Here is a 14,138-nt window from a genome sequence, read left to right on the forward strand (position 1 = left end):
ATGTATGTAACACTATTAATTATAACAGAATTTCGCAAAAGTTTCGAAATACAAGACAAAAAACAGATGGTTTACATGTCTAGATAACCATCTGCTTTCTATTACTCATTTAACAATACCCAGCGCATATGATCTTCCCACACACCATTTACCATTAACATCTTCCTAGACACGCCTTCATATTGAAAACCTATCTTCGTTACTACTTGTATAGATGCTAAATTACGAGGCATAATCGGAGCTTCTATACGATGTAACTGAAATTCCCCAAAAGCAACTTGAATTGCTTTTCTAAGCGCTTCTGTCGTATACCCTTTGTTTAAACTCTGCTTTATCTAATTTATAACTGAGTACACAAGATTGATAAATGCCACGAACGATTAAATTAAATGAAATACACCCAATTATTTTCGTATCATCACCCTTTTTAAAAATCCATAGTCTGATGATTTTCCCTTCTTCGAACTCTTTTCTATCCTTTTGCAACTTTTTCTTTTGATAATCTAGCGTAAAAAAATCATCCGGTCTATACTCTTCCCAAGCTTTTAAAAATTCACGATTTCTGTCGTAATATTGAAGAACTGTTTCAGCATACGACTCATCAATTTCCCTTAAGTATAAACGATCTGTTTCGTATATTTTCATCATCGTATCTCCATTCTTCAGCTTGCCCAACTAAAAATTAACAATATACCCTTTTACTATATTCTCTATACACACTCAAATTTCCTGTTATATTTTGCAATCCCCTCCCGAATTTTGTCCTCACTCTCCCCTTGTCCATAATTTCATTTCTCGTTACAATGAAATTGTACTGATTTGCAAGGAGGTATAACGATGCATAAAAAAGCTCAAAAAGTTATGGTTTATGTGATGCTGATTTCTATGCTTGTAACAACATTACTTGCTGGCGCGAGTATGTTTTGGTAAAAAGGGCGATGTGTTCGTCCTTTTTTTACTTTTTACACATGACAAAATAAACCATCTCGACATCGAGATGGTTTATTTTATATAAAACACAATCGCTACAATACTAAAGGAAAATGACATTACAAGTGCTATTACAAAACTTGTATATTGTTTCTGCTGAAATGCTCCAATAACAAAAGTTAGATTAAGTAATGCCATACATACAATCGCTACCAGATAAGAACATATATTAAAAGTTGCCAATATGAATGTAATAACAAATAGAAATCCCATAAAAAACTGCATATACGAAAGTTTTGGATTCAAGTACATATGAGCAACCCCTTTATCTAATTTTATCTTTCTATATTCTCATTAACGCACGGTTATGTACACATGTCAAGACAACTTATTATAATAGAAAAAGCCAACCTTTTCGTTGGCTTTTTCATATGCAACGGCTCCTTTTTCTTTTGCCAATTGCTGAAATGATTTTTTCGATTTCACAATCCATACTTTCGTTCCAATTGGAATGCGATCAAACAAATATTCCACATCGTTTTTCTTCATTCTTATACACCCTTGTGAAATATACTTTCCAATTGAACTCGGTTGGTTTGTTCCATGTATTCCATATTTACTTCCATCAGTTCCTCTTGCATTAAATCCAATCCACCTTGACCCAAGTGGATTTTTTGGCGACCCACCTGGAATATCCTTCGCAATATAATACGGATCCTTCGCTTTCATTACAACATCAAAAGTTCCTTCTGGAGTTAATTCATTCGTTTTCCCTGTCGCTACTGGAAAAACCTTTTGAATCTTTCCATCGTCAATGTAAGCTAATTTATTCGTTGCTTTATTTACAATAATAAAAGGATCTCCGGCACGTGGATTATCCCCAAGAGGCCAAATCGGCGATAAAGAAAGACATAATATGATAGAGAGAAGATACGGCATAGATAATTCCTACCTTCTATATAAGTTCTTTTATATTATCCTTTCCCTTAAAGCGACTTTTAATGAGTAAATATTGTTCCATTTCATACACAAGTTGAACAAGTTTCGCACGTATCTCAAATTCTTCGCGTGTAGCTGGTAATGGCATGTCTCTAAATAATCCCCTCATTTCTTGAAGCTGCCTTAAGGAAATAACGCCAGTACTCTCAGGGCTAATAGCATTACCAATGTTTTCAACAACATCTGCAATCATATCAGCTTGTTCATATGTCCATGATAAAGAAGCTGCTAGTGGTATCATTCGCTCTAAAATTTCGAATTGTTGCATACGCATATTAAAATAACGATAGTAATAATCATCTTCTCGCATAAATGCATTCTCAAGTTTTTTAAACGATAAATCTCTTGCTTCATTTAACATATTCTCGGTTTCAATGAGTTCTGCCCCACTCCAACTACTTTCTCGATTTCGTAAATACACAACCATTTCAAACAAAATCGTTTTAAAATTGCTCTCTATTTTATCCTGATACTCTTTTAGCTTATTTTCACTACTCGGCATATACATATTTACTAATAACGCCACGCTAATCCCTATCGTTAATATAGCAATTTCATTTCCAACTATAAGCCATGTAATTTGCTTCAATGAATATAGATGCATAACAATAACTGAACTCGTGACAATGCCTTCTTGAATTTTAAGCATTACTGCAGTCGGAATAAATGTAAGTAACAATATGCTAATTGCAAGTGGTGTATAGCCGATCGTTTCAAAAATACAAAACGCGAATACCATTGATAATACACAAGCTAGAAAACGATGTAACGACACTTGAAGCGATTTGCGCTTCGTATTTTGTACACATAAAATAACTAAAATACCTGCTGAACTATAAAATTCCAACCCTAATAACTGAGCAATAAAAACTGCCGCGCCTGTCCCTATTGCTGTTTTTACTGTACGGTATCCAATTTTAAACATATCATTACTCCTATATGTATAAACGTATTTACAGCTAGTATAAAAAAAGGATGACACAATGTCATCCTTTTCTACTTATTATTCACATAACCTTTTCATATTACAATATTTTTTGTAAAAATTGTTGCGCACGTTCACTTTTCGGTGCTGCAAAAAATTCTTCTGGCGCACTATCTTCTACAAGCTTTCCTCCGTCCAAGAAAAGAACACGATCTGCCACTTCTTTTGCAAAGCCCATTTCATGTGTAACGATAGCCATCGTCATTCCTGTCGTAACTAACGATTTCATAACTTCTAACACTTCTTTCACCATCTCTGGATCTAGCGCCGATGTCGGTTCATCAAATAACATAACTTCGGGTTCCATTGCTAACGCTCTTGCAATTGCTACACGTTGCTTTTGTCCTCCCGAAAGACGATTTGGATACGTATCTTTTTTATCTACTAGTCCAACCTTTTCTAAAAGTTTCTCAGCTTTCTTTTCAGCTTCTTGCTTCGTTACCCCTTTTACATTGGTAGGAGCATACGTAATATTTTCTAATACAGTCATATGAGGAAATAAGTGAAAATGTTGAAATACCATACCGACATTTTCACGAACATGCATAACATTCGTTTTCGGATTCGTTACTTCTTCCGTTCCAATCCAAATGTGACCATCCGTTGGTGCTTCTAACATATTCATACAACGTAAAAATGTTGATTTTCCTGATCCAGAAGGTCCTATAATTGCAACTACTTCCCCTTTTTCAATCGTTGTTGTAATTCCTTTTAATACTTCGTTTTTACCAAATGATTTATGAAGGTTTTCAATTTTAATCACTTTTCTTCATTCTCCCTTCAATTGCCTTCCCGACTAATGTAAGAATAATGACTAACATATAATAAATCAGTCCAACAAAAAGTAATGGTTCAAGATATTTAAATGTCTCACCGCCTACGATGTAAGCACGACGCATTAAATCAGTCGCGCCTATTACTGTTACTACAGCCGATTCTTTCGTAAGTGTCGCAAATTCGTTCACAAGCGCTGGTAATATATTTTTTAATGCTTGAGGGAAAATAATATTTCTCATCATTTTTCCGTATGGTACCCCTAAAGCCATTGCTGCTTCTGTTTGTCCTTTATCCACCGCTTGAATACCAGCACGAATTACTTCTGACATGTATGCACCTGAATTCAAGCTAAATGCAAGTACAGCAGCTAAGAATGCTGGTATTTCATAACCAATTATTTGCGGGACACCAAAATAAATAATCATTAATTGCAATACAAGGGGTGTACCACGAAAAATTGATGTATAAAAATCTGCTGCTATATTTAATGCTCGTATTCTAGCAATTTTACAAAGTGCTAATAGCGTTCCTAAAATAAATCCTGCTAAAGCTGATACTGCTACAATTTTCAAAGTAACTTCTAAACCTTTTAGTATATATGGTATCGAAGGCGTAATCGCCGAAAAATCTAAGTTCATTCTTTTCATTCCCCTCACAGAAAAGTGAAAGGCAGCTTATTTTCCGCTGCCAAACCATTTCTTCACTAATTTATCCATTTCTCCATTTTCTTGCATTTTTTTAATTACTTTATTAAATTCAGCTGTTTTATCACTGTTTTTCGGAAGGGCAATTGCTGCTCCAACTTCTTCTGGCGCTTCTTTAATTTCAACTCCTTGTAAATCTTTCATTTTCTCTAAATAATTTTTAGCAACTGTGTCTTCTATAATTGCAGCGTCAAAACGACCAGCTTTAATTTCTTGTACGATTTCTGGTATACGGTCACGTCCCTCAACCTGGAAATCTACTTGTTTTTTAAATTCTGCTGCTTTCTCTTCTTGAATAGACCCTGTTTGTACTCCTACTTTTTTCCCTTTTAAATCCTCTACAGATTTAATGTTAGAATCCTTTTTAGAAACGACCATATTTTTCGCAACAAAATAAATATCTGTAAAATCAACATTATTTTTACGCTCTGCAGTTGGCGTCATGCCTGCCATTACGAAATCAACTTTTCCTGAACTAAGAGATGCTAATAAACCACCAAAATCCATATCTTTCACTTTCACTTCATACCCAAGTTCTTTTCCGATATATTTAGCAACATCAACATCAAAGCCGATAATTTCATCGCTCTTTGACGCATCTACATATTCATAAGGTTTATAATCTGCTGAAGTTCCCATTACGAGTACTTTTTTATTTCCTTTTGTTTCTTTCGATTCCCCATTACTACAAGCGCTGAATATACTTACAATTAAAATAAGTGCAAACGATATTGATACTAACTTCTTCATCTTTCTTCCCCCTAATAATGTATATTTAAAAGTTTAATAGAATATTTATTCGATGTTTGTATTGTATCAGCACTTTTATTTTTATGCAATATATAAAATAAAAATAAATAACAAAACAATATAAATGCTATTTTTTATGTATAAAATGATGCATAAAATAACACAACTATGCATATTCCATAAATTTTAATAATAAATAAAAAAGGCGGCACATCCACTTGATTGTGGACGTGCCGCCTCTTCTCTTATTTTTTATAGTTCTTCACAATTCTCTTCAAAATATGATTGTAGTTTCGCAATAACTTGCATCGGTTCATGACCTTCAATTTCATGACGCTCTACCATCGTTACAATTTTTCCATCTTTTAATAAAGCAAATGATGGAGAAGAAGGTGGGTACCCTTCGAAATATTCACGCGCTCTTGCTGTCGCTTCTTTATCTTGACCTGCAAACACCGTTACAAGGTGGTTAGGACGTTTATCATAATGTACGGAATGCGCAGCAGCAGGACGAGCAATACCACCTGCACAACCACATACAGAGTTTACCATTACAAGTGTTGTTCCATTTCTTTTAAACGCTTCTTCTACCGCTTCTGGCGTCGTCAATTCTGTATATCCAGCAGAGACAATCTCTTCACGCGCTTGGCGGACAACATCATTCATAAAAAAGTTAAAATTAATCACTCTTTTCCCTCCTCTAAAACTACCTATTTGTATCTTACCAGTTAATGTTTATGAAATACAAGTAAGTTTACTTGTATTTAAGTATAGAAAAGGTGTTAGAGCTCTTGCTCTAACACCTTTTCTTTAATGACCACGATGTTTTTGCTTTGCTTTTTGTACTTTCATTAAACGTCTTCTTTCTTTTTCAGCTTCTCGCTTCTCTTTAGACTGCACTTTCTTTTCTTGTTTATGCAATTCATAAGATAAACTAATCGCCTCTTGCGCCTTAGTAAAACGTTTAATATTTATTTCTTTTGCTGCTTGTCGTATGATACGCTTTATGTTTTTAGGACGCTGTTTTTCTTTAACTTCTACACCACATTTTGCAAAGTGCTGAAAATGCTCTAAAAGTGAACCATTCACAAACATAAGCACTTCTTCATCTGACGGTTCCGCCCCAAAAATATACCTCGCCCCATACAATTTCCCTTGTTCTTTACATGTAATGATTCCAACAAAAAATTGGCCATCGTGATATACTGTCAAATCCATTGACAGCCCCTCCTTTAAAAGATTAGAAATACAGGACATCCCGGAGGGGAAGGTTACTGACATGAAATCATGCGTCTGGACTACCAACCAGAACTGTGTTTTTGTATTTCTTTCACTATGATTATATCTTTTTTTCCATAATCTTCATATATTCAGCAATCATTTTTTTATGCGATCCTACAATATAGTCAGGTAGTTCTGTTACTGAAAAGAATTTAAGCTGAACTGCTTCTTCTTTATTCATAACAAAATCCCCTTCGTATTCATCTGTATAATAGGCGGTTGTTACAGATTGAAATTCATCACCGTTTGCTAATTTTGTAAAGTAGTTCGCTCCAGAAAATACATTGATTAGTCGCAAGTTCTTCACTTTTATTCCTGTCTCTTCATATACTTCACGATAAGCTGTTTCTTCTGGTGATTCACTAAGCTCCATTAGCCCGCCAGGTAGCCCCCATTTTCCGTACGGCTCTGTCCGCTGCTGCAATAAAACATATCCATTTTCATTTATAATGAGTACAACAGCACCAACTAAAATTAAAGGGCGATGACCAACTATTTTTCGTAATTCTTCTACATATCCCACCGTATCGCCTCCTTTTTCGTTGTCCACACTATTGTATCATATGTTCGAAACGACAAAATGCGTATATTTTTCATTTTTTTAACAAAATATTTATTTTATGTGATTCATCTACTGTAGCTAACATAATAGATTCCACTTCTGTACTCTCCTCTAGAAATTCTCTCGCCCAAGCTTCTGTTTTTCCTAATAATGCAAGAACATCTTTCTGTATCCTCCCATCCTTTACTAATACAAAAGAAACTGGAGATTTTTTTCCCGCCACTTTAAGATCAAGCCGCGAAACTGCTTCATATTCTGGATACCGAAATATAGAAACGACACCGTTTGCTTCCCATAATGCTAATTTAATCGTTTGAATATCGCTCACATTTCGCATACGAAGTTCCGAAAACAAATATTCCACGGTAATTCTCGCCTTTTTCAAATTGCTAAAATCAATGGAACCATTATGTATAAGAATGATAGGTGCTGGCTCTAAAAAACGTCTCCATCTATCCCATTTCAGCATTAAAACTGAGCTTATAATATGAAGTACAACGAGTATGAACGTTGTAATCATCGAGCCCAGTAACCCTACTTTTTCATCAGACAATGCGTTAGAAATATTCCCACCAAGCAATAACACTAATACAACATCTAAAAAACGAAGTTGTGCGATAGACCTTTGTCCCATCGCTTTCGCAACTAATATTAAAAATATGTATGCTATAATAGCCCGAATAACCCATTCACTACTAGAAAGATGCCGTGCTCCTTCAAAAATATGCATATGCATCACTTTGCACTCCTTACCCGTCTCAAACTGCTAACCTGTTTTAGTTTGCAACGTTTATGAGCATATATGTAAAAAAGCTGGTTCGTTTAAAAACGAACCAGCTTTTTTTACTTAACTGAAAACATATATTTTTTATACGTTTTCCGTACCGATAGTATGAGCCCCATCATAATCATATTCGAGAATAAGGAACTTCCCCCATACGATAAGAAAGGTAATGCAATACCTTTTACAGGCATTAATCCAACGATCATACCGATGTTTTGGAATATTTGAACTGTTAATATACCGATCGATCCAGCGCATAATAATGTACCAAATAAATTATCAGCGGAATAACCAATAATAATTGTTCGATATAGTAGTAATAGGAACAAGAAGACAACTAAGGCTGCTACGATAAATCCACCTTCTTCGGCAATTGTAGCGAAAATAAAGTCAGTATGCTTCTCTGGGATATAGACGCTTCCTCCCCCAAACCCTTTACCTTCCATTCCTCCACTACCTACAGCTAAAATCGATTGTTGCGTTTGATAACCTTGATCTGCATTTTCAAATGGATTTAACCAACCTACAATACGCGACTGTTGGTGAGGTTTTAGTAAAGTAACTAAATTATTATAGAAAAAATCTTGATACTTAAAGAAAATAAATATTAAAGCAGATAATATGGTCAACGGAATAACTGTACATAATGCTATCAATTTCTTTTGAATACCTGACATAAATAAAATACATGCAATAGCAGCAGCATATAAGAACACCATACCTGTATCAGGTTGACTATATACAACCGCCATAGGTGGAAGTGACACTAGCATAATTTTACCTACTAGCTTTAAATCTGTTTGGAATGTCCTTGCCATATACTGTGCATTATGTTTTACTGCTATACTCGCTACTACAAGTAGCAATGCGATTTTGAAAAACTCAGACGGCTGAATTTGTCCAAATACTGGGAAAACAAACCATCTTTTTGCACCTAATTTTTCAGGTGTAAAACCTGATGGTGGTAATACTTTCAAAAGAATAAGTGAAGCAAACCCAGCAATATAAAGCGGCCAAGATAATTTTTGTAACTGATCTAAATCAATGCTTGCAACAAGAAGTAACAATACAACCCCAATTATGTAGTTAACACCTTGTTTCATAGCAAAGTTTGCAGCTCCATACTGTCCCGTTTGCTGACTGCTATATATAGCAGCTATACTCGTCACACATAGTGCACACAAAATTAAAATTAATTTTACATCTAAACTTTTTAGAAACTCGGTACTTCTTTTCATGACATCCTCCTGAAACATTGTTACGGCAAAAATAAAAAACCAGGAGTCAACATTCTTCATGTTTTGACGACTGATTACACATTATCTATAAAACACTTATATAGAATAACTCTCTTTTTCATACAATACAATATATTATACTACAGTTTCATCAGTAAGATTTGCCAAAAAAATTATTCTTTTCTTATTTTATATCCATATACCATATATCAGCAATGTATTTTCGTAAATTCCTAATACATAATCGTTTATTGTAAGATTACTGGGAAAGATATTTATACATATAGTAGGATGTAGATGAAGAAATAAGATAATAAAAAGCTCGCATAAGCGAGCTTTTTATTAATATACAGATGTATTATTTTCTGACATGTTTTCTAAAATTTCTTTAACACGCCCTAAGAACTTACCACAAATTAAACCATCAAGTACTCGGTGATCAAGTGATAAACATAAGTTAACCATATCACGAGCACCGAACATACCGTTATCCATAATTACTGGGCGTTTTACAATTGATTCAACTTGTAAAATAGCCGCTTGTGGGTAATTAATAATACCCATAGATTGAACAGAACCGAATGATCCTGTGTTATTAATTGTAAATGTTCCACCTTGCATTTCGTCTGCTTTTAACGATTTCGTACGTACTTTTCCTGCAAGTTCTGTAATTTCACGAGCGATACCTTTAATTGTTTTCTCGTCCGCTTGCTTAATTACTGGTACAAATAGTTCTTCCTCTGTTGCAACAGCGATAGAAAGGTTAATATCTTTCTTCTGAACAATTTTATCGCCAGCCCACATTGAATTAATTTGAGGATACTCTTTTAACGCTTGTGCTACTGCTTTTACGAAGAAAGCAAAGAACGTTAAGTTAAAGCCTTCACGCTTCTTAAAGTCACCTTTAATTGAGTTACGGTATGACACAAGGTTTGTCACATCTACTTCAATCATCATCCAAGCATGTGGTGCTTCGTGTTTACTACGTAACATGTTTGCTGCGATTGCTTTACGCACACCTGTTACTGGAATTTCGATATCTCCAGGCATTGTAGGTACAGAAACTGGTTTCGCAGCTTCTACTTTTTGCGCTACTGGTGCTGCTTTTGGTGCTTCTGGGCGAGCTTCTACTACTGCCGCTACAGCTTCCTCTTTCTTCGCCGCACCTGCTTGCGGAATATTTCCAGATTCCACTAGCTTTAAAATATCTTTACGAGTGATACGGCCGTTTGCTCCCGTACCTTCTACTAGATCTAAATCAACGTTATGCTCACCCGCAAGTTTTAACACAGCTGGTGAAAAACGTGGTTTTCCATCAGTTGGTTGTTTTACTTTCGGTGCTTTTTCAGACGTAGCTACTTCCGCCTTTGGTTCTTCTTTTGTTTTTTCCTCAACAGCTGTTGCTGCTACTTCATCTGCGCCTTCTACTTGAATCACACAAACTACTTCACCTACAGCTAACGTATCACCTTCACCAGCGATTAACTCTTTCACAATCCCCGTGAAAGAAGATGGTACTTCAGCATTTACTTTATCAGTCATTACTTCTGCAAGCGGATCATACTTGTTTACGTGATCGCCAACATTAACGAGCCATTTACTAATTGTGCCCTCTGTAACGCTCTCCCCGAGCTGAGGCATTGTAATATTTTCTACAGCCATGTATAGTCCCCCCGATTAAAATTCCGCAAGTTCACGCATTGCTTTTTCAACTTTATCTGGATTTACCATAAAGAATTTTTCCATTGTTGGTGCATATGGCATTGCTGGAACGTCTGGACCTGCAAGACGTGCGATTGGCGCATCTAAATCAAATAGACAGTTTTCAGCAATAATTGCTGCCACTTCACTCATAATGCTTCCTTCTTTATTGTCTTCTGTTACAAGAAGAACTTTACCTGTTTTAGAAGCTGCTTCAATGATTGCTTCTTTATCTAATGGATATACAGTACGTAAATCAAGAATGTGTGCAGAGATGCCATCTTGTGCTAACTTTTCAGCCGCTTGAAGAGCAAAATGAACACATAATCCGTACGTGATAACTGTAATATCATCACCTTCACGTTTTACATCTGCTTTTCCGATTGGTAATACGTAGTCATCCTCCGGCACTTCACCTTTAATTAAACGATATGCACGTTTATGTTCGAAGAATAATACTGGATCTTCATCACGAATGGCTGCTTTTAATAAACCTTTTGCATCATATGGTGTAGAAGGGATAACGATTTTTAAACCTGGTTGGTTTGCAAACATCGCTTCTACAGATTGCGAATGATACAATGCACCGTGAACACCCCCGCCAAATGGTGCACGGATTGTAACTGGACAAGTCCAATCATTATTAGAACGATAACGAATTTTTGCTGCCTCAGAAACAATTTGGTTTACTGCTGGCATGATGAAATCAGCAAACTGCATTTCAGCGATTGGACGCATCCCATACATTGCCGCACCAATTGCTACTCCAGCAATTGCAGATTCTGCAAGCGGTGCATCAAGCGCACGATCTTCACCAAATTGATCATACAAACCGTGTGTCGCTTTAAACACGCCACCTTTTTTACCAACATCTTCTCCTAAAACGAATACTTTCTCATCGCGTTCCATTTCTTCGCGCATTGCTAATGTAATAGCATCAATATAAGACATTACAGCCATGAAACGTTCCCCCCTATTCTGCGTATACGTGCTTCAATGCATCTTCAGGTGCTGCATACGGAGCATTTTCTGCATATTCTGTTGCTTCATTTACGATATGCATAATTTCATCTAACATTTGTTTTTCCGATTCCTCAGTTAATACACCAGCTTCTTTTAAATAAGCCGCGAATGTTATAATTGAATCTTTTTTCTTTGCTTCTTCTACTTCTTCTTTATCACGATAAACACGATCATCATCGTCACTAGAATGTGCTGTTAAACGATATGATACTGTTTCAATTAAAGTTGGTCCTTCACCACGACGACCGCGATCTGCTGCTTCTTTTACAGCTTTATATACTGCAAGTGGATCGTTTCCGTCTATTGTATATCCAGGCATACCGTAACCAATCGCACGATCTGATACGTTTTTACATGCTAATTGTTTTTCAACTGGAATAGAGATTGCATATTTGTTATTTTCACACATAAAAATAACAGGTAGTTTGTGTACACCAGCAAAGTTTGCCCCTTCATGGAAGTCACCTTGGTTTGAAGAACCTTCTCCAAATGTAACGAACGTTACTAAATCTTTCTTCTCCATTTTTCCAGCTAGTGCAATACCAACTGCATGTGGTACTTGTGTTGTTACTGGAGATGAACCTGTAACAATACGATTTTTCTTTTGACCGAAGTGACCAGGCATTTGACGACCACCAGAGTTTGGATCTCCAGCTTTCGCAAAAGCAGACAACATAAGCTCTTTAGCTGTCATACCAAATGCTAGTACAACACCCATATCACGGTAGTATGGTAATGCATAATCTTTCTCTCTATCAAGAGCGAACGCCGCTCCAACTTGTGCAGCCTCTTGTCCTTGACAAGAAATTACGAATGGAATTTTACCAGCACGGTTTAATAACCACATACGTTCGTCAATTTTACGTGCAAGTAACATCGTACGGAACATTTCTAATACTTGCTCATCACTTAAGCCAAGCTCTTCATGGCGCTTTTCTTTTACTTCTGCCATTTTTCATAACCTCCTAAATCCACATTTTTATGCGTGTAACGCTCTTCCATCTACAGCAAGTGCTGCTTCACCAATCGCCTCAGATAATGATGGATGCGGATGAATTGTATGTGCTACTTCCCAAGGTGTTGCATCAAGTACTCTTGCAAGACCCGCTTCAGAAATCATATCTGTTACATGTGGTCCAATCATATGAACACCAAGAATGTCATTTGTCTCTTCATCAACTACAAGTTTTACGAAACCATCTGATTCTCCGTATACAAGTGCTTTTCCGATTGCGCGGAATGAGAACTTACCTACTTTTAACTTATAGCCTTTTTCTTTCGCTTCTTGTTCTGTTAAACCGACAGAAGCAACTTCTGGACTGCTATATACGCATTTTGATACCATAGAGTAATCAATTGGTGTAACTTCTTTCCCTGCAATATGTTCTACTGCAGCAATTCCTTCATGAGAAGCAACGTGAGCAAGTTGCAGGCCACCGATTACATCTCCAATTGCGTAAATATGCGATTCTTTCGTTTGATAAAACTCATTTGTTTGAATGTATCCTTTTTCCACAACGATATCTGTGTTCTCTAAGCCAATATTTTGCGTATTCGCTTGTCTTCCTACAGATACAAGCATTTTTTCTGCTTTAAATTCTTTATTTTCACCGTTGTGTTCAGCTTGGATTGTTACTCCATTATCTTTTACCAATGTTTCTGGTAATACTTTTGCACCAGTTACCACTTTAATACCTTTTTTCTTGAATAGACGTTGCATTTCTTTTGAAACGTCTTGATCTTCTAGTGGTAATATCGTTTTCGCATACTCTAATACTGTAACTTCTACACCGAAGTCAGCAAGCATAGATGCCCACTCAATACCGATTACACCGCCACCAACGATAATAATCGAACTAGGAAGCGTTTCCATTTTTAGAGCATGATCTGAAGACATTACGTACTCTCCATCTAATTCTAAACCTGGTAATGAATTTGGACGAGAACCTGTTGCAATAAGTACATTTTTTGGAATTAACATTTCATTCTCTTCTCCACTTGCAAGTTCAACTGAAATTGTCCCTGGCATCGGAGAGAAAATAGATGGGCCAAGAATACGGCCAATACCTTCAAACACATCAATTTTACCTTGTTTCATTAAATGTTGAACGCCTTTATGAAGCTGCGTTACTATCTTCTCTTTACGCTCTTGTACTTTCGCAAAGTTTAGTTCTACATTGCTTGCAATAACTCCGAACTCTTCGCTTTTTTTAGCAGTTGCATATACTTCCGCACTACGTAAAAGAGCTTTACTAGGAATACATCCTTTGTGTAAACAAGTACCACCAAGATTTTCTTTTTCGACTAGTGCAGTTTTTAACCCTAGTTGTGATGCACGAATTGCAGCAACATATCCACCAGTACCGCCGCCAACGATGACTAAATCATATTCTTTTGCCATTAT

General features: G+C 36.2%; 16 protein-coding genes and 1 pseudogene. 1 reads left to right on the forward strand and 16 read right to left on the reverse strand.

Annotation, left to right across the window (positions count from 1 at the left end; genetic code table 11):
• Positions 1-101: 101 nt before the first annotated feature.
• Positions 102-648, reverse strand: a pseudogene (locus NST90_RS19555) (GNAT family protein).
• Positions 649-837: 189 nt separating this feature from the next.
• On the opposite strand from NST90_RS19555, the gene prli42 reads away from it, so the two are divergent.
• Positions 838-930, forward strand: coding sequence for a stressosome-associated protein Prli42 (gene prli42 / locus NST90_RS19560; protein WP_000549040.1), 93 nt, complete (start codon positions 838-840; stop codon positions 928-930).
• A gap of 72 nt (positions 931-1,002) precedes the next feature.
• Here prli42 and NST90_RS19565 read toward each other — a convergent pair whose 3' ends face one another.
• The 15 genes from NST90_RS19565 to lpdA form a co-directional block, all read right to left on the reverse strand.
• Positions 1,003-1,242: a DUF3894 domain-containing protein gene (locus NST90_RS19565; RefSeq protein ID WP_000281167.1), complete on the reverse strand. Its 240-nt coding sequence runs from the start codon at positions 1,240-1,242 to the stop codon at positions 1,003-1,005.
• A gap of 66 nt (positions 1,243-1,308) precedes the next feature.
• A complete protein-coding gene (locus tag NST90_RS19570) occupies positions 1,309-1,869 on the reverse strand; it encodes a L,D-transpeptidase (protein WP_001146566.1) in 561 nt (186 codons plus the stop codon).
• A 16-nt stretch (positions 1,870-1,885) separates the two neighbouring features.
• The gene (locus NST90_RS19575; RefSeq protein ID WP_000472673.1) at positions 1,886-2,854 is read right to left on the reverse strand and encodes an aromatic acid exporter family protein; all 969 of its coding nucleotides are present in this window, start codon (positions 2,852-2,854) and stop codon (positions 1,886-1,888) included.
• 100 nt (positions 2,855-2,954) lie between these two features.
• Positions 2,955-3,677, reverse strand: a complete 723-nt coding sequence (locus NST90_RS19580) for an amino acid ABC transporter ATP-binding protein (RefSeq protein WP_000590206.1) — start codon at positions 3,675-3,677, stop codon at positions 2,955-2,957.
• Positions 3,670-4,329: an amino acid ABC transporter permease gene (locus NST90_RS19585; RefSeq protein ID WP_001046916.1), complete on the reverse strand. Its 660-nt coding sequence runs from the start codon at positions 4,327-4,329 to the stop codon at positions 3,670-3,672. Before NST90_RS19585 ends, NST90_RS19580 begins: the two co-directional genes overlap by 8 nt.
• 36 nt (positions 4,330-4,365) lie before the next feature.
• Positions 4,366-5,145 carry a transporter substrate-binding domain-containing protein gene (locus NST90_RS19590; protein ID WP_000737675.1) on the reverse strand — a complete coding sequence of 260 codons (780 nt, stop codon included), beginning with the start codon at positions 5,143-5,145 and terminating at the stop codon, positions 4,366-4,368.
• Positions 5,146-5,397: 252 nt separating this feature from the next.
• Positions 5,398-5,811 (reverse strand): BrxA/BrxB family bacilliredoxin, encoded by a 414-nt coding sequence (locus NST90_RS19595; RefSeq protein WP_001979317.1) that lies wholly within the window; start codon positions 5,809-5,811, stop codon positions 5,398-5,400.
• Between the two features lie 144 nt (positions 5,812-5,955).
• On the reverse strand, positions 5,956-6,363 hold the full coding sequence (locus tag NST90_RS19600) for a YjdF family protein (protein WP_000366599.1): 408 nt from the start codon (positions 6,361-6,363) through the stop codon (positions 5,956-5,958).
• A 121-nt stretch (positions 6,364-6,484) separates the two neighbouring features.
• Complete coding sequence (locus NST90_RS19605) at positions 6,485-6,949, reverse strand: NUDIX hydrolase (RefSeq protein WP_000542536.1); 465 nt, start codon at positions 6,947-6,949, stop codon at positions 6,485-6,487.
• A 70-nt stretch (positions 6,950-7,019) separates the two neighbouring features.
• Entirely contained in the window at positions 7,020-7,724 is a 705-nt protein-coding gene (locus NST90_RS19610) for a YetF domain-containing protein (protein WP_000550974.1), read from the reverse strand.
• A gap of 107 nt (positions 7,725-7,831) precedes the next feature.
• A complete protein-coding gene (locus NST90_RS19615) occupies positions 7,832-9,010 on the reverse strand; it encodes an FtsW/RodA/SpoVE family cell cycle protein (protein ID WP_000831181.1) in 1,179 nt (392 codons plus the stop codon).
• A 342-nt stretch (positions 9,011-9,352) separates the two neighbouring features.
• On the reverse strand, positions 9,353-10,672 hold the full coding sequence (locus tag NST90_RS19620) for a dihydrolipoamide acetyltransferase family protein (RefSeq protein ID WP_000257660.1): 1,320 nt from the start codon (positions 10,670-10,672) through the stop codon (positions 9,353-9,355).
• 15 nt (positions 10,673-10,687) lie between these two features.
• Positions 10,688-11,671 (reverse strand): 3-methyl-2-oxobutanoate dehydrogenase subunit beta, encoded by a 984-nt coding sequence (bfmBAB, locus tag NST90_RS19625; protein WP_000290071.1) that lies wholly within the window; start codon positions 11,669-11,671, stop codon positions 10,688-10,690.
• A gap of 13 nt (positions 11,672-11,684) precedes the next feature.
• Positions 11,685-12,686 carry a 3-methyl-2-oxobutanoate dehydrogenase subunit alpha gene (gene bfmBAA, locus NST90_RS19630; RefSeq protein ID WP_000852551.1) on the reverse strand — a complete coding sequence of 334 codons (1,002 nt, stop codon included), beginning with the start codon at positions 12,684-12,686 and terminating at the stop codon, positions 11,685-11,687.
• A gap of 27 nt (positions 12,687-12,713) precedes the next feature.
• Positions 12,714-14,135, reverse strand: coding sequence for a dihydrolipoyl dehydrogenase (gene lpdA, locus NST90_RS19635; protein WP_001051289.1), 1,422 nt, complete (start codon positions 14,133-14,135; stop codon positions 12,714-12,716).
• Between the last annotated feature and the right edge of the window lie 3 nt (positions 14,136-14,138).

The organism is Bacillus sp. FSL E2-8900 (assembly GCF_037966225.1).
Classification (GTDB): domain Bacteria; phylum Bacillota; class Bacilli; order Bacillales; family Bacillaceae_G; genus Bacillus_A; species Bacillus_A cereus.